We start from the raw sequence: 15,812 nt of genomic DNA on the forward strand, positions 1-15,812 counted from the left end.
ACCTAGCTCGTCGCTGATCATGTGTGCGCACCCATCGAGTGCGTGGTTGTTCTTCTATCAGCCGGACGAGTCGTCATGATGGAACGCCTGCATCCTGTTCTGCCCTTCTTGCGCTGGTTCCCCATGTCTCGGGAGGGCTCGCGCGACGACATCATTGCCGGAATCACGGTCGCTTTGGTGTTGCTGCCCCAAGGCATGGCCTATGCCCAGTTGGCGGGTTTACCTGTCGTGTACGGGCTTTACGCCTCCTTTATCCCCGTGATGATCGCCTCGATGTGGGGCTCGTCGAGTCAACTGCACACCGGCCCGGTGGCGATGCTCTCGCTGATGTCCGCGGCGGCGATCATCCCCTTCGCGTCGCCGGGAAGCGCGAGCTTCATCGAGCTGTCGATCATGCTGGCCTTGATGGTCGGCGTGCTGCGTCTCGCACTGGGTCTGTTCAAGCTCGGGGCTATCGTCAACCTGCTGTCGAGCCCCGTGGTCGTGGGCTTCACGAATGCGGCGGCGCTGATCATCGGGCTCTCGCAGCTGAGCAAGATCATCGGTGTTCCCTTTCCGCGCTCGGACTTCTATCTTGCCGACCTTTGGCGCGTGGTGCAGCAGATCGGCGAGACGCACTGGCCGACATTGATGTTCGCGCTTGTGGCCTTTCTCCTCATCAACGGGATCAAACGAGTCTCTTCCAAGCTCCCGGGCGTCTTGATCGCCGTACTCGCAACAACTGCCGGGTCCACACTCATCGGCTTCGAGCACAAATCGACGGTCGGGATCGAGCAGATCCAGGACGTGCGGACGGTGGAGACCATCGAGTCGTACAACCAGACCGAGATGCGCATCAAAGCGCTCACCGCGTTGATCGCGGAGCGCAGCCGCGAGGCTGCCCGGCTCGAGCAGGAAGGCGGGATGGAGGCCATCAAGCGCGCCGCGGAGTTGTCGGCGTCGGTGCGTCTCTTCCAGTACGAGCTGGATCAGTCGCGGTCGCAAAACAACGCGCGCCGCATCGATCTGCACGCGATCCGCTTGGAAGGCTCGCCGATCCCGGACGGGCCGATGCTCCTCTTTGCCAAAGGCCAAGTCCCCGAGGGGCTGGCGCGCGACGGTCGGGTCTGGCATTTCGTGGAGACGCGCGACGGAACGGTGACGCTCTCCTCGGGCGGGGCCGTGGTCGGGGAGATTCCAAAGGGCCTGCCGCAGTTCGCGGTGCCCGAGGTCCACTGGGATCTCATCCTCGCGTTGCTTCCGGCCGCGATCGTGATGGCCTTGATCGGCTTCATGGAGGCGACCTCGATCTCCAAGGCCATCGCCACCACCACGGGCGAGCGCATCAACGCGGGCAAGGAGCTCGTTGGACAGGGTCTGGCGAACATCGTCGGCAGCTTCTTCAGCTCCTACACGGTCAGCGGATCCTTCTCGCGATCCGCCGTCGCGGCCAAGACAGGCGCCAAGACCGGTCTCTTTGCCGTCATCAGCGCGCTGGCGGTGATGGTCTTCCTGCTCTTCTTCACCTCCTACCTCTACAGCCTGCCGCAGGCGGTGCTGGCGGTGATCGTGATGATGGCCGTCTTCGGCCTGATCCGCGTCGCGCCGCTGGTCCACGCCTGGAAGGTCGACCGTGGCGGTGCGATCGTCGGCATCGTGACCTTTCTGGCAACCCTCCTGATGGCCCCGGCAATCGCCAACGGCATCCTCCTCGGCATCGTCCTGACGGTGCTGCTCTACCTGATCAAGAGTATGCGTCCACGCGCGGAGATCGTCGCACGCAAACCCGACGGCACGCTCGGGGGCATCAAGGCGCACAACCTCGCGCCGGTCAGCGAGACGGTGGTGCCGGTCCGCTTCGACGGCTCGCTGACCTTCTCGACCGTTGCGTACTTCGAGGACATCGTGCTGGAGGCCATCGCCGAGTTTCCGAAGACCAGGGTGATCCTGATCATCGGCAGCGGGATCAACGAGATCGACGCATCGGGCGAGGAAAAGATCAACGAAGTCGCCAAACAGCTGCGCGACGCAGGCATCGGGCTCTACTTCAGCGGATTGAAGCATCAGGTCATGTCCGTGCTCGAGAAAACGGGAATCGTCGAGAAGCTCGGACGCGATCATTTCTTTCCGAACAAGGAGTTTGCGCTGAAAGAGCTGCTCGAGCGTTATGAGGGCGCCTCCGAGCCTCAAAACAAGTGACGACCGGAGGCGGTGCGCTGTAGCGAGGCTTGTTTTCGAGGTACCGGAAGGCAACCGCCAGCATGCAGGGGCGAATGAATTCGCCCCTGCATGGCGTATTCCCGTGACTCGTCCGGGATCTCGATCAGTTGGCTTGAATGCGAATGTTCCCGGCCGTCGGGGCCTGCAGAAAGGTCCGCACCACCAGCCGCAGACTTAAGGCTTGACGCCGGTTCCAGGGCAGCAGCGAGACCATCCGTGCCATCGGACAATAGCCGAAGAGCACCATGGCGCTGGTGCCTGCGAGCTGGATGCCGTGCATCAGACCGGTGGGATCGGCCAGGCCCGCGATGAGCCAGCTCAGGTAGCCGATCCGCACCTGCACCGGGAAGGCAGCGAGACCGCGCGGGTCGAGACCGCCTTCGCGGATCCAGAAGTGCAGGGTCTGGATCAGGGTCAGGACGATGACCGGCGTGAAGCCGAGCGGGCAGCCCGAGAGTGCCTGGACGAGCAGAACGGCGCTCGCCAGCCAGTACCACCATGCCGTGTCGCGTGTTTGTTTCATTTCGTTGTCTCCGATCTGTTGAAGTCGATTACTTGACGGCGAAGAAGGTCACGCCGTGGACCTTGAGATCCCTGGCCACCTTGTCCGCCGCGCTGGTGTTGCGGAAGCAGTCGTAGCAGCCGACCAGCCGACCGCGACGCAGCCCGACCGCTTCGGCGAGCGCCGGCAGCTCGTCCTCGACCAAGGCACCGGCGATGCAGGCGGCCCAGAGGTCCGGATTGGCGCGGGCATCGAGGGTGAGCTCGCGTGCGACCACCACGTCCGCGAGATACAGGCGTCCGCCCGGTTTGAGCACGCGGTGGATCTCCCGGAACACCCGTGTCTTGTCCGGCGCCAGGTTGACCACGCCGTTGGAGATGACCACGTCGATACTGGCATCCGGGACCGGCAGGGCCTCGTAGCGTCCGTCGCGGATCTCGACCCGATCGGCGAGCCCGGCGAGCTGCGCGCCGAGCTGTGCGCATTCGCGCATCATGGGGGTCATGTCGACCCCGATGGCCCGGCCCTCCGGGCCGGTGCGGCGGGCCGCGATCAGCAGGTCTGTCCCGGCACCGCAGGCGTGGTCGAGGATCGTCTCTCCCGGATGGATGTCGCCCGCAGCGAAGGGGTTGCCGACACCGGCGAAGCGATCGACGCTGATCGGCGGCAGGGCGGCCAGCTCCGCGGGGTCATAGCCGAGGTAGTCTCTGGCGTAGTCGGGACCGCGGTGGAAGTGGTAGGTGTCGTAGGGGTCGCGGGCGACCCGGTCGTAGGTCTCGCGGACCTTGTGGCGCAGATACTCGGCGTCGAAATCGATGGGGCTCATAACGGCCATGGTGATGTCTCCTCGGGTGGTTTGGTCTCGGGTGGATGTTTAGGTCCGTCGTCTTTCGGTTGCCCCGGTCGGTGCGATCGTCGAGCCGCCGACCGGGGCTCCGCTGTCATTTCAGGTGCCGTCGCCGACCGCGGCGATGCGGCCGCCGCCGCGACCCTTGCCGCCGAGTCGGGGGATCAACATGGGCACATGCTTGCGATAGCCGGCGTACTCGGGGTGTGCCTCGAGCAGGTCGCGCTCCTCCAGCCGGATGCCGATCAGGATGTAGCCCGTGGTCAGCAGCGCGAACAGCAGGTGTGCCGCGGTCATGGTCGGGGTCGCCCAGAAGACGAAGAGCCAGCCGACATAAAGCGGGTGACGCACCAACCGATAGGGGCCGGGGGTCTTGAAGCGCAGCGGCGTGTAGGGCTTGCCGATGAGCTGCAGCCACACCTGACGCAGGCCGAACAGGTCGAAGTGGTTGATCAGGAGAGTCGCGACCAGCACCAGGGCCCAGCCGAAGCCGTAGAGACCATAGAGCACGGCTTGACCGACCGGGTCGGTCACGTTCCAGATCACCCCGCCCATGGGCTGCCACCAGACGAACAGGGCGATCAACAGCAGACTGGCCGTCAAGGTGTAGGTACTGCGCTCCGCCTCGCGCGGGATGTAACGGGTGATCCAGCGCTTGAAGGCCGGGCGGGCCATGACGCTGTGCTGCACCGCAAAGATCCCGAGCAGCAGGCTATTGATCAGCACCGCGGTCCAGAAGGGAACCGTCGGCGCCGAGTCGATCGACTTGGGCACCAGAATGTTCCCGATGAAGCCGATGGCATAAAGAAAGCTGGCAAAGAAGACGAGGTAGCTGACGACCCCGTAGGTAAAGACAGTGACACGTTTGAACATGCGGGTCTCCTCCGATCGATCTGCAACGGATCACCGCCGGGTCGGTCGCGAGGCGGTGATCGAGGTTTCCCGGTCGGGATGGCGAGGCGCCATGTCCGAGCCGGTTGCAGATGAGTCTGGACCGCCGCTGTAACGCGCCGGCTTCCAGCGCGTATCGAATTTGTTGTCGGAGGGTTTCGGTTGGTTGCAGGGGGTGGTCGAGCACCTCGAGGTCGGACGGCGACCGAAGCATCGACGACGCCGCGCTACGCTGCCGCTACGCTATATTCAAGGCCTAAGGGATGCCGAAGCGTGATGCGGAGAAAGGCGTCGGGACGGATCCCCGATCGCCACCCGGTCCGCTGGGCCCGGACGCGACCCCGGTGGCGCCTCAGGGGCTGCCGCTGACCGCGGATTAGAGAACAACGCCACATGCGGACCCTTGTCGCAATCGATCGCGGAAACCCGACTGCAATGTCCATTCATCGCTCAGGAGATCCCGAGAAATGACCTCGACTGCTCGACCAAGCGTTCTGATCTCAGACTGGCTTGTTGCCGCCGTGCTGCTCGTCCCCGGTGTCGCCATGGCGGATGACTGTTCCGATGGCCCCAATGTCGCCGATCACCCTGCGGTGCCGCGCTATGCAGGCGCCTGTCTCATCGGCTCGGAGCAGAAGTCTTTCGAGAATCTGACCCTTCCGCTCGGCAAGGCGGTCCGGCAAGTCCATGTCTGGACGGCGGAGTAGACCCTCGGCCTCGAAGGCGCCGTTCCGAAGGCCGCTGCACGCATGGTGTCCAGCCCAATGAGGTGGTGAAGTCGCCTTCTGAAAGCATGTCGGACATGCCAACGGTCTGACCTACGATGGTTTCCGAATTCCGAGACGACCCGGGAGGAGCGAATGGGCGACCGTCAGGTTTCATCGGACGACTCGCACCAGTCTTTGCCGGAAGCACCCGCCGGTGCGGCCGGGAAGGTGCGTGAGCATCTGGAGGTGATCTACCGGACCGAGTCGCGCCGCATGTTCGCGACGCTGATTCGTCTGCTCGGCGACTTCGGCCTCGCCGAGGAAGCGCTGCACGATGCTTTTCGCGCCGCGCTCGAGCAATGGCCGCATGAGGGCATGCCGGCCAACCCGCGCGCCTGGTTGGTGTCGACCGGCCGTTTCAAAGCGATCGATGCAGTGCGGCGGCGCACGCGATTCGACTTCATGGAGGACCTAGACGACCGGCCCGATCCGACGAGCGTGGACGTGGCCGACGGGCTGAGCGACGCGGATAGCGTCGAAGACGACCGCCTGCGGCTGATCTTCACGTGCTGCCATCCGGCCCTGTCGTCCGAGGCGCAGGTTGCACTCACGCTGCGCGAGGTGTGCGGCCTCACCACAGAGGAGATTGCGCACGCCTTCCTCGTCGCGCCGCCCGCGCTCGCGCAGCGCATCGTGCGCGCCAAGGCCAAGATCCGCGACGCGCGCATCCCCTATGAAGTGCCCCCGCATGCGGAGCTGCCGGCCCGGCTCGACAGCGTTTTGCGCGCAATCTACCTCGTGTTCAACGAAGGCTACTCGGCATCGGCCGGCGATTCGCTCACGCGCGCCGACCTGTCGGGCGAAGCGATCCGGCTCGGCCGGCTGCTGGCCGAGCTGCTCCCCGAACCGGAGTCGATCGGTCTGCTGGCGCTGATGCTGCTGCAGGAGTCGCGGCGCACGGCACGCACCACACCCGCGGGCGATCTCGTGCTGCTCGACGAGCAGGACCGGTCGTTGTGGAACCCCGAGCTGATCGCCGAGGGCGTGGCCTTGGTCGAGCGCGCACTAGGCTCGGGTCACGCCGGTCCCTATGCACTGCAGGCGGCAATCGCCGCAGTGCATGCCGAGGCGCCCGCCGCCGCCGCGACCGACTGGGCCGAGATCGTCGGTCTCTACGACCTGTTGCTGCGGCTCGACCCGTCTCCGGTGGTCGAGCTGAACCGCGCCGCGGCGGTGGCGATGCGCGACGGCCCCGCGGCCGGGCTGGTGGCGGTCGATGCGATCCTCGCGCGCGGCGAGCTTGCCGACTACCACCTTGCGCACGCCGCCCGCGCCGATCTGTGTCGGCGCCTGGGCAGAACCGAGGAGGCGCGGGCCGCCTACCGACGGGCGCTTGCGCTGGCCCGGCAGGAGCCCGAGCGCCGCTTCCTCGAGCGGCGACTCGCGGAATTACCGGCGTGATGTCGCCTGCGGTTTGTCGATCTCTCCGCGTGCCGTTCGACTATGAGGTATGGAAGCCGCCACCGAACCCGACCCACAAAGGAGCAACCCGATGAAATACCTGTGCCTCGTCTATCTCGACGAAGGATGCCTCGACGAGCTGCCCGACGAAGACTGCGTCGCCTACGACACGGCGATCCGGTCAAGCGGCCAGTGTCTCGCCTCGGAGGCGCTGCAGTCGGTCCGGACAGCCACCACCGTGCGCGTGCGCAGTGGCCAAGTGTCGGTCACCGACGGACCCTTCGCCGAGACCAAGGAGCAGCTTGCCGGCTTCTACATGATCGAGGCGAAAAACCTCGACGAGGCGATCCGTCTCGCGGCGGGGATCCCGCCGGCGCGGGTCGGCAGCATCGAAGTGCGGCCTATTCGGCCGATCCGCGAGACCGTTGCCGGGGTCGACGCGCTGTCGCACGCGAACGCCGAAGGCTGTTGAGCGTCGCGGGGTGCCGATGGTCGGCCTCTATCCACCATTCACCGGGAGAAGCGTCATGAAATACCTGTGCCTGATCTGTGCCGAGAAGGTGATGGAGCAGATGCCACGCGCCGATGCGGACAAGCACTTCGAGGAGTACCGAGAGTTTACCGACGGTATCCGCAAAAGCGGCCATTACCTCGGATGCAACCGGCTGCTGCCGCCCGATGCCGCCAGCACCGTCCGGGTGCGCGGCGGCCGCGTTTCGGTCACCGACGGGCCCTGGATCGAGACCAAGGAGCAGCTTGGCGGCTACTACCTCATCGAGGCTCGAGACCTGAATGACGCGATCCAGGTGGCGTCCCGCATCCCAGGGGCGAAGTTTGGCTGCGTCGAGGTGCGGCCGGTCGCGGAGGATTTGCAGACGTTGCGCGCACTGGGAGCCAACGCGCCGGAATCCGCCTGCTGAACGGACGAACCGATGTCGATTTGGCCACCTGCCGATCGACCAGCAGTTATACACAGCCGTTTCACTCACCCGAACGAGACCTGTCATGAACACCCTGTCCACCCTTGCACGCACTGAAACCGAGATCCGAAGCGAACTGGAAGACTGGGCGTGCGCCGTGCGGGCCAAAGACGTCGCCCGCGTCTTCGCCCATTACGCGCCCGACATCGTCGCCTTCGACGCCATCGCGCACCTGCAGTTCAAGGGCGCCGACGCCTACCGCACGCACTGGGAAACCTGCATGACGATGTGCAGCGGCCCGATGATCTTCGAGCTCCACGACCTTCAGATCACCGCTGGAGAGGATCTGGCGTTCGTCCACGCGCTCAACCGCTGCGGCGGCACCGGACCGGATGGCAAGGAGATGTCCGGCTGGATGCGCATGACCGCCTGCTACCGAAAGCAGCAAGACAAATGGCGGGTGGTGCACGAACACTTCTCCGCCCCGTTCGACCCGCAGAGCGACAAAATTCTGTGGCTGGAACCCTGACGTCCGCCAACCCGAGGAGCCATGTCATGAACGATGCACCGCTTCCAACCGACCCGGCCGTGATGAACGGCGTGATTCCCTATCTCGCGATGGCTGGCCGCGCAGCCGAAGCCTGCGACTTCTACGCCCGCGCCTTCGGCGCGACGGAGCTGGGCCGCATGTCCTTCCCCGACGGCAAGCCGGGGCTGATCCACGCGCAGGTCGAGATCAATCGCGGCGCGCTGATGATGACCGACTACGGCGGGATGAACGCCGACGGCAGCGAGAAGACCACGATCGAGGCCGACTTCGGACACCTGCAACTCGTTGTGGCCGACGGCCGTGCCTGGTGGGATCGCGCGGTCGCTGCCGGCTGCAAGATCCTCGCCCCTTATGAACGCCAGTTCTGGGGCGACGACTGGGGGCTGCTCGAAGACCCGTTCGGCATCAAGTGGGCAGTGTTGCAAACCGGCATGCAAACGTAAGCATCACAAGGGTACGAGGCTCGAACATGACCGATATCGATCTGATCACTCCGCACCTATGGTTCGACCTCGCCGCGTTGCAGGCGGCGTTCGACGGGCGTTGATACACCCCCCAAATCAGAGGACAACTGCCATGCCCCACACCATCCGACTGCACCGTGTGCTGAAGGCTCCGCCCGAACGCGTCTACCGCGCCTTCATCGACCCGGCTGCCGTGTCCAAGTGGAACGCGCCCGACGGTTTCACCGCCGTCGTGCATGAGATGGACGCCCGCGTCGGCGGGCACTACCGCACCTCGTTCATCAACTTCGCCAACGGCGAGACGCACAGCTTCGGCGGCGAATACCACGCGCTGGTGCCGGGCGAGCGCATCGTCGTCAGCGACCGATTCGACGATCCGAATCTGCCCGGCGAGATGGTGACCACGGTGGCGCTGCGGGCCGTTTCATGCGGCACGGAGCTGTCGATCACGCAGGAGGGCCTGCCCGATGTGGTACCGCCGGAGATGTGCTACCTGGGCTGGCAGCAGTCGCTGGAGCTGCTGGCGCGGCTGGTGGAGACGGCACCGCCTGCGGAGATGTCATGATGCGCGCGCTACACTGGTCGCCGAACGTACGATGACGGTCACCGCGCCCGCTGGCGCGGTCCGGCGGGTGCTGGCCTAGCGACACCTTCTGCGCCCGCCGGCACACGGGTGGCGACGCGGCTGCTCGACGGCCGGGTCGATGGCGTGCTCGTGCGTACCGGGACGGAGGCGACGATCTCGGTCTACGAGTCGGTCACGGCGCACACCGAGGTTGTGCTCGAAGCCGGCGCCACCTGCACCAGATGCTCAGACGCTGCGGTACGATTACGAGAAAACCCGAGCACAAATCCTTTCGCAGCCCGTCCGGAAATCACCGATGAGGAGCGATGACGAGCGATGACGATGCCGCCCCGCCACGAGAGCGCCGAGATCCACCGGCGATACCGGGCAGTCCGATTCGATCTCGCTGGGCCTTGCCGCCGGTCGCCGAGAGACGTAGTCCATACCCGATGCGCGAAGCCGTAATCATCTCCAACAGTCGCTCCGGCGAGAACCGCGGCGGCGACCTGGATCTCTCGAGTCGGGTCGCCGGGCGGCTGCGCGAGCGCGGCGTGGACGCCGGCGTCATTGGCTTCGACAACGCCCGGGGCCGGCAGGTCAACTGGCGACGGCGTCTCGACGAGGCCTTGGACGCCGGCGCCCGACACGTCTACGTCCTCGGCGGCGACGGTACGGTGCTGGCCGTGGCCAAGGCGTTGCTCGACCGCGATGCGGTGCTCGGTATCGTGCCGATGGGCACTGCGAACCTGCTGGCGCGGGATCTCGAGTTACCGCTCGATCCGATGCTGGCCGTGGACGCGCTGCTGGAGGCCCAACCGCGTCGGATCGACGTTGGTCGGGTCAATGGCGAGCTGTTCCTGTGCGCATCCATGTTGGGCATGGGGACGACACTGGCCCGGATCCGTGAATCGGGCCGCGGCCAAGGTGCGTTGCGGCTGTGGCCAAGACTGCTGAGCAAGGCACTGTGGATACTGTGGCGCTATCCCCATCGCCGGATCATTCTGGAGCTCGACGGCCAAACGCTGACATTGCGAAGCCGCGCCCTGGTCATCTCCAACAATCCGGTGCTGCCGCAGGCAGGCCTGTACCCTCGGCGCGGTCGGCTCGACGGCGGGCTGCTCGGCATCTACGGGGTGCGCGAGGGCTCGTTTGGGGAGCTGCCGCGGGTGGCACTGCGGCTGCTCAACGGCTCCTGGGCCGACGAGCCGCTGATCTTCCATCACGACGCGCCGCAACTTACGGTGCAGGCGCCATCGGCCAGCCGCAGGGGCCGGCGCATCATGGTCCTGAACGACGGGGAGCGGGTGCGTTTGGAACTGCCTTTGCGCTATGAGATCCAGCCCCGCGCGCTGTCGGTGCTGGACGCGGCGTCGCGTCCGCCGTCTGCGATGGCTCGGGAGAAGGCTGTCTAAGGATCCGCGCCAGCGATCCCCGTCAGCGATCTCCGAAGCCCCGACGAACCGCCCATATGACCCGTATCGTCCACATCTCCGACCTGCACTTCGGTACCGAGCAGCCTGTCCTGGTGACCGCGCTGGAGTCGCAGATCCACGCCCTTGCGCCGGACCTGGTGGCCGTCAGCGGCGACTTGACTCAGCGCGCGCGCCCGCGCGAACTGGCCGCCGCCGCCGCGTTCATCGGCCGGCTGCCGCAGCCGGTACTGACCGTGCCCGGCAATCACGACATCCCCGGTGTGACGCCGGCGCGCTTCGTCGACCCCTGGAGGGGCTGGCTGCGCCACTTTCCGGGTGGGCTGGAGCCGGAGGTGGAAGGCCCGGGTTTTCTCGCCGTCGGCGCCAACAGCGTGCGCGTCGGAGGCCCTTATCTGGACTGGTCCCGCGGTCGTCTCGGCGAGTCGCAGATCGCCCGCCTTGCTACGCGCCTGGACCGGTCCGGCGCCGGCCTTCGCATCCTCGTCGCACATCATCCGCTGCTGCTGACCGCGGCCGGCGCTCACCGCCGCCTCGTCGGCCGCGGTGCGCTGGCGCTCGCCAGGTTGCGCCAGACAGGTCTGGATCTGGCGCTCGGCGGCCACGTGCATCTGGGCTATGCAGGCGTCGCCGGGGGTGTCGTCGTCGCGCACGCAGGCAGTGGAGTCTCCAGTCGCTTGGTCGGCGAGCTGAACGGCTTCAACCTCATCACCGGCGACCCTGATGTCCTCTCCGTCGAGCACTGGCGCTGGCAAGGCAGCGCCTACGCGCCCGACGGTGCCGTCGGCTTCCAACGTGGCGAGGATGGCTGGCTCTCCTGCGGGGTCTGAGCGCAAGCGCGCCCCGGTGGCAGAGGGCCGGGCTGTTGGATCACTTGCCCGACGGCTCGACTCCGGTGCGGCCCTGCCCAACCCTGCTCGGCGGCGACGTTGCCGTCTCGCGACCGCTCCTGGACGCAGGCTGGATCTCGGCATATCACTAGGTCGGGCAGACCGGCAGGACTTCTCCGCGGCCTTCCTGCGCGCCTATCGCGCCAAGCTCCAGGAGAGCTTCGTGCTCAAGGATCTCAAACAGTATCGCCGCATGAACGACTTCCTCGACAGCACGCCACACTTCATCGGCACCGATGTCAATTTCATGAACGACGCCGCGCTGCGCTATTCCACGGCCCAGGGGATGCCGAAGCGTGAGATGGAAGGCGAGATCCTGGGCCTGTTGCGCAGGCGACGCTCCTTCTTCGGGATCGTCCACGACATGATGAAGCTGCTGCGAGGCATGCGAGGCTGACCATGACCAAGCGAAAACGCCAACCCCAACCCCAACCCCAACCCTTGAGTTCCGAGCTGCGGGAAAGCCTGCCGCGCGTGAATCTGGATGCCCGGATCGGATCGGTCCGATACGAGGTCGATCACGGCTAGTGGAGCGCGTTGGTCGGCCACCTTTCCATGTAGCTGCGCATCACGTCCTTGACCGCATCCGGTACGTTTTGGAAGGCCGCTTGCCGCATGCCGTCGGCAAGGAAACCCGGCATGTCGTAAGGCAGCCGTCGGCCCATGTTCTCGAACGTTCGCTCCATGAGCTCCGGGTCGAGCGATCGCGTTGCTGCAATGCCGGCGTTGAGATTGATGACGCGCCAAGGACGCCAGGCGTCACCACGGTCCTCGTCCAGTTGTAACATTATCGATGCCGCCTCGATGACCTCCTCCATGAGGCCGCACAAGGATCGCAGGTCATCGGTCGCGCTCGTCGCGTTCACGATCATGCCGAAGCCGTCGGCGGTGCCCTCCAGGTTGTCGATGGTCGTGCCGCGGCGGGCCACCCAAACCCCCATCGAGGCAAATAGGCGCGCGACCGTGTCTCTCCGGTCCATGATCTCGACCTTCCGCACGAGGAAGGCGAGACGGTCAAGCAAATTCAGCCCGTAGTCGCAGAACTCCTGCAGTTGTTCCTGATCCAGGTGCGCCGCTCCGCTTTCCAAGGCTCCGGCGATCGGGAAGAAGTCCGCCAAGGCCCGCGCCAGATCGATCGGGCCGGATGGATCCTCCATGATCGCCCGGGCTTCCTCGCTCCTGGCGAGCACCGCCTGGGTGACGTCCAACGCGAGGTCGGAGATGGCATCGTTCTCGATCACAAGGGGTTTCATCGACAAGAGGGATCACCTGCTGGATTAAACGGACGAAGTTGCAGTGTCTGCAACCCGTTGGAGTGCGACATCATCACTTGATTGACCGAGGTCGGGATGACTCGGCGCTCCTTCAAACGGGACCGGTTGCGAGAAGCCCTCGGAGGGGCGCCCGATCGGCACCCGTGCCTTGCTTCAGCGCCGGGGGCAGCTTACTCAATTCCCTGGATAAAATCCGGCGGATCGGTCGGAACAGGTGGTGCGGATTCGTTGGCGAGGGATTGACCGACCGACAGCCAGACGTCCTCACCCCGTGGCGCGCTCTTGGCCGAGCCGTTCGGATCGCTGTCGTTGGCGCGTCCTGTCGAGACCCCGCACCCCAATCGGAGGATCACAGGCCCTCATGGCCGAGCGGCCCTTGGAGCGCGGTCTCGCTCAACGCCTCAGCGAGGATCCAAAGACCCGCGCAGCCGTCGCAGACGCATCGCGGTCAGAATGGGCACGGCCGCCAGTGCCGCGGCCAAAGGCGGTGCCACGACCAGATACGGTGCCCATCCGGCTTGCTGAGGCCAACCGGTCAATCCCAGGCCGATCCGCAAAAAGGCCGCACCAGCCAGCACGGCGAAGAGAATGCCCATGAAGGTTGCCACACGGTCCGGTGCGCCCCGTTCCGCCGCCAGCGCGAAGGCGCTTCCGAGTGTCAGCCCCCAACCCAAGCCTGCGATCCCGAAGCCCAGGATCGCGGGACCAAGCCCGGCAATCGCGGTCGAGGCGAATCCGACGGCTCCCGCGAGGCAGCCGATGGCAAAGACCCGCAAGGTATCGACTCGCGCACCGAAGCCCTTTCGCCAATAGAGCGCCAGACTGAATCCGATCCAGAAGACCGGGAGCAGCCAGGGAAGCCAGAGTGGATCGACGTCGCGCAGGTAGCGCGGCGCGGCATTGATGAAAGCCGCGACCTGTACGGCACTCGCGGCCAGAAAGACCGCGAGGAGTAGGCTCAAGACCGGGACCCTGGGGGCTGAAGGCGCAGCGCTCGGCACAGCCGCGGGAACCAGTCGTCTCTCCGCCACCACCAAGGCGCCCGCCACCAGGAGCAACGAGAGGCTCGAGAGCGCGAACGGCAGCCGCGCATCCAGCCCTTTCAGCAGCGTCCCGAGGTATGGAGAGAGGGCAGCGGCAACCCCCATGCCGAGCAGGGCAATGGCCGTGAGCCGAGGCGCTTGCGGTTTGGTCGCATGCCGGGCCAGCAGTCCGAAGAGCGGTGCGCGCAGTGCAGACGAGGTCACGACCCAAAGTGCCGTGAAGCCGAGCAACATGACCGGGCCACCGCCCCAGCCAGAGATCCAGGGCAGGAGCAGGAAGGCAAGCGCGGAAACCGCTGTTGAGTACGGCCACCTTCCCTGATGGGTTTTTCCTCTTAAATCGTCAACTTGTATGAGGGAGAGCGGTGGGCCTCCCTCGGGGTGCTTGAACAACAGCACCCGTCGGGAGAGTCTCTTGTTTGCGAAGACAAAGAGACGCCATCAGTGTGCCACGCCTTCCTTGAAAGCCCCACGTTTTTCGCCGTGTTGCTGCACATCGACGAGGATCTCGCCGAGGCCGCCCGAGAGGCCGGTTGCCCTGCCTGCGGCGGCACGCTGCATCAGGCCGACTACCCCCGTAAACCCCGCGGCTGTCCGGAGCCATGGCGCGCGGCGTTCGCGACGCGTCGCAGCTTCTGCTGTGCGCAGTGTCGGCGGCGCCTGACGCCGCGCTCGGTGCGGTTCCTGGGCCGGCGGGTCTATCTGGGCGTGGTCGTCGTGGTGGCCTCCGTGCGCCATACCGGGCATCACCCCCAAGCGGACGCCTTGGCCGCGACGCTGGCGGTCCCGATCCGCACCCTGCGGCGCTGGCAGACTTGGTGGCGGGAGCAGTTGGCGCAGACCCCGCTGTGGTGCGGCGCGCAGGGGGGCTTTGTGCCGCCGGTGGATCTGCAGCAGGCGCCGGGGAGTCTGCTCGAGCGCTTCCTCGGGGATGCCGCGGACGCCCTGGTGGCGTTGCTGCGCTTTTTAAGCCCCTTGACGAGTCGTTCGTGCAGGCTGCACGAGGGCGGCTGACGCCACGCAGAGGATGCAGCTCGAAGGCGCCGGGGCACCCCGCTAGGCTGATCGCGAAGGTGCCGGAACCCCCGGCGCCGCAGCCGGGAGACCCCTATGTCGATCCCCATCGAGGTTCCGCAACGCGAGCGTTGGGCCCGCGTGCGCTTTGCGATCATTGGTCCCTTACTCGCCGCCCCGCCGCCGGACGGTGACTTGCAGGCGGCCTTGGCCACCCTGGCCGCCAAGACCTGGCGCCATCCCGTCACCGGCCTGGATGTTCGGTTCGGTGTGTCGACCCTCGAGCGCTGGTACTACGCCGCGCGCGCTGCCGCCGATCCGGTGGCGGTGCTGCGCAATCGCGTGCGCGCCGACCGCGGGGCCTTCCCGAGTGTGCTGCCCGCCGCACGCGAGGCCCTGCAGGCGCAGTACCGCGATCATCCCGGCTGGACCGCCCAGCTGCATCGCGACAACCTGGCCGCGACCCTCGCCGGCACCGCCACCCCGGTGCCGTCCTATCCGAGCGTGCGGCGCTACTTGAAGGCCCACGGGATGGTTCGCCGCGCCACCCCCAAGCGCGACACCGCCGGCGCGTTGGCCGCACGCGATCGCCTGGAGCAGCGCGAGGTGCGCAGCTTCGAGGTCGAATACGTCTCCGCGCTGTGGCACCTGGATTTCCACCACGGCTCGCGCAAGGTGCTCACGCCGTCCGGAACCTGGCTGACGCCGTTGCTGTTCGGCGTCATCGACGACCGCTCGCGCCTGGTCTGTCACCTGCAGTGGTACACCAACGAGACCGCCGAGGTGCTGGTGCACGGACTGTCGCAGGCGTTCATGAAGCGCGGCCTGCCGCGTGCCCTGATGACCGACAACGGCGCGGCGATGCTGGCCGAGGAGACCGTCGCCGGATTGGCCCGACTGGGCGTCCTGCACCAGACCACGCTGCCCTATTCACCGTACCAGAACGCCAAGCAGGAGGCCTTTTGGGGGCGCGTGGAAGGCCGTCTGATGGCGATGCTCGAAGGCGAGCCGGGGCTGACCTTGGACACCCTCAACCGCGCCACCCAAGCCTGGGT

Annotated in this window: 19 protein-coding genes; 14 read left to right on the forward strand and 5 right to left on the reverse strand. The window is 66.2% G+C overall.

Annotation, left to right across the window (positions count from 1 at the left end):
• The first annotated feature begins 75 nt into the window (after positions 1 to 75).
• On the forward strand, positions 76 to 2,178 hold the full coding sequence (locus tag BLV04_RS05760) for a SulP family inorganic anion transporter (RefSeq protein WP_093028933.1): 2,103 nt from the start codon (positions 76 to 78) through the stop codon (positions 2,176 to 2,178).
• A gap of 124 nt (positions 2,179 to 2,302) precedes the next feature.
• On the opposite strand, the gene BLV04_RS05765 is transcribed toward BLV04_RS05760, so the two are convergent.
• The 3 genes from BLV04_RS05765 to mddA all read right to left on the reverse strand — a co-directional run bounded on the left by BLV04_RS05765 (position 2,303) and on the right by mddA (position 4,421).
• Positions 2,303 to 2,722, reverse strand: a complete 420-nt coding sequence (locus BLV04_RS05765; protein ID WP_093028935.1) for a hypothetical protein — start codon at positions 2,720 to 2,722, stop codon at positions 2,303 to 2,305.
• A gap of 28 nt (positions 2,723 to 2,750) precedes the next feature.
• A complete protein-coding gene (locus tag BLV04_RS05770) occupies positions 2,751 to 3,536 on the reverse strand; it encodes a methyltransferase domain-containing protein (RefSeq protein ID WP_093028937.1) in 786 nt (261 codons plus the stop codon).
• A 111-nt stretch (positions 3,537 to 3,647) separates the two neighbouring features.
• The gene (gene mddA / locus BLV04_RS05775) at positions 3,648 to 4,421 is read right to left on the reverse strand and encodes a methanethiol S-methyltransferase (protein WP_093028939.1); all 774 of its coding nucleotides are present in this window, start codon (positions 4,419 to 4,421) and stop codon (positions 3,648 to 3,650) included.
• Between the two features lie 485 nt (positions 4,422 to 4,906).
• On the opposite strand from mddA, the gene BLV04_RS05780 reads away from it, so the two are divergent.
• From BLV04_RS05780 to BLV04_RS25855, 11 genes are all read left to right on the forward strand, one after another.
• Positions 4,907 to 5,146, forward strand: a complete 240-nt coding sequence (locus BLV04_RS05780) for a hypothetical protein (protein ID WP_093028941.1) — start codon at positions 4,907 to 4,909, stop codon at positions 5,144 to 5,146.
• A gap of 153 nt (positions 5,147 to 5,299) precedes the next feature.
• Positions 5,300 to 6,607 carry an RNA polymerase sigma factor gene (locus tag BLV04_RS05785; protein ID WP_093028943.1) on the forward strand — a complete coding sequence of 436 codons (1,308 nt, stop codon included), beginning with the start codon at positions 5,300 to 5,302 and terminating at the stop codon, positions 6,605 to 6,607.
• A gap of 91 nt (positions 6,608 to 6,698) precedes the next feature.
• Positions 6,699 to 7,079, forward strand: coding sequence for a YciI family protein (locus BLV04_RS05790; protein ID WP_093028945.1), 381 nt, complete (start codon positions 6,699 to 6,701; stop codon positions 7,077 to 7,079).
• A 55-nt stretch (positions 7,080 to 7,134) separates the two neighbouring features.
• Positions 7,135 to 7,527, forward strand: coding sequence for a YciI family protein (locus BLV04_RS05795; protein WP_093028947.1), 393 nt, complete (start codon positions 7,135 to 7,137; stop codon positions 7,525 to 7,527).
• A gap of 85 nt (positions 7,528 to 7,612) precedes the next feature.
• Complete coding sequence (locus BLV04_RS05800) at positions 7,613 to 8,056, forward strand: YybH family protein (protein WP_093028949.1); 444 nt, start codon at positions 7,613 to 7,615, stop codon at positions 8,054 to 8,056.
• Positions 8,057 to 8,082: 26 nt separating this feature from the next.
• On the forward strand, positions 8,083 to 8,520 hold the full coding sequence (locus tag BLV04_RS05805) for a VOC family protein (protein ID WP_093028951.1): 438 nt from the start codon (positions 8,083 to 8,085) through the stop codon (positions 8,518 to 8,520).
• A 133-nt stretch (positions 8,521 to 8,653) separates the two neighbouring features.
• Positions 8,654 to 9,106 carry an SRPBCC family protein gene (locus tag BLV04_RS05810; RefSeq protein ID WP_093028953.1) on the forward strand — a complete coding sequence of 151 codons (453 nt, stop codon included), beginning with the start codon at positions 8,654 to 8,656 and terminating at the stop codon, positions 9,104 to 9,106.
• Between the two features lie 449 nt (positions 9,107 to 9,555).
• Positions 9,556 to 10,518: a diacylglycerol/lipid kinase family protein gene (locus tag BLV04_RS05820; protein WP_175534510.1), complete on the forward strand. Its 963-nt coding sequence runs from the start codon at positions 9,556 to 9,558 to the stop codon at positions 10,516 to 10,518.
• Between the two features lie 56 nt (positions 10,519 to 10,574).
• A complete protein-coding gene (locus tag BLV04_RS05825; protein ID WP_093028959.1) occupies positions 10,575 to 11,366 on the forward strand; it encodes a metallophosphoesterase family protein in 792 nt (263 codons plus the stop codon).
• Positions 11,341 to 11,823 (forward strand): hypothetical protein, encoded by a 483-nt coding sequence (locus BLV04_RS24315; RefSeq protein ID WP_139191863.1) that lies wholly within the window; start codon positions 11,341 to 11,343, stop codon positions 11,821 to 11,823. Before BLV04_RS05825 ends, BLV04_RS24315 begins: the two co-directional genes overlap by 26 nt.
• A gap of 2 nt (positions 11,824 to 11,825) precedes the next feature.
• Entirely contained in the window at positions 11,826 to 11,954 is a 129-nt protein-coding gene (locus tag BLV04_RS25855; RefSeq protein ID WP_281241807.1) for a hypothetical protein, read from the forward strand.
• On the opposite strand, the gene BLV04_RS05835 is transcribed toward BLV04_RS25855, so the two are convergent.
• The gene (locus tag BLV04_RS05835; protein ID WP_139191864.1) at positions 11,951 to 12,679 is read right to left on the reverse strand and encodes a hypothetical protein; all 729 of its coding nucleotides are present in this window, start codon (positions 12,677 to 12,679) and stop codon (positions 11,951 to 11,953) included. The genes BLV04_RS25855 and BLV04_RS05835 overlap by 4 nt on opposite strands.
• A gap of 422 nt (positions 12,680 to 13,101) precedes the next feature.
• Positions 13,102 to 13,977: an MFS transporter gene (locus BLV04_RS05845; RefSeq protein WP_093028967.1), complete on the reverse strand. Its 876-nt coding sequence runs from the start codon at positions 13,975 to 13,977 to the stop codon at positions 13,102 to 13,104.
• Positions 13,978 to 14,226: 249 nt separating this feature from the next.
• Between BLV04_RS05845 and BLV04_RS05850 the strand changes: the two genes are divergently transcribed.
• Together BLV04_RS05850 and BLV04_RS05855 are read left to right on the forward strand one after the other, a co-directional pair.
• Positions 14,227 to 14,757 carry a hypothetical protein gene (locus tag BLV04_RS05850; protein WP_245731704.1) on the forward strand — a complete coding sequence of 177 codons (531 nt, stop codon included), beginning with the start codon at positions 14,227 to 14,229 and terminating at the stop codon, positions 14,755 to 14,757.
• A 96-nt stretch (positions 14,758 to 14,853) separates the two neighbouring features.
• A partial coding sequence (locus tag BLV04_RS05855; protein ID WP_093028469.1) for a DDE-type integrase/transposase/recombinase occupies positions 14,854 to 15,812 on the forward strand: 959 nt, incomplete at its 3' end.

Origin of the sequence: Thiocapsa roseopersicina (assembly GCF_900106925.1) — a bacterium.
GTDB classification, from domain to species: domain Bacteria; phylum Pseudomonadota; class Gammaproteobacteria; order Chromatiales; family Chromatiaceae; genus Thiocapsa; species Thiocapsa roseopersicina.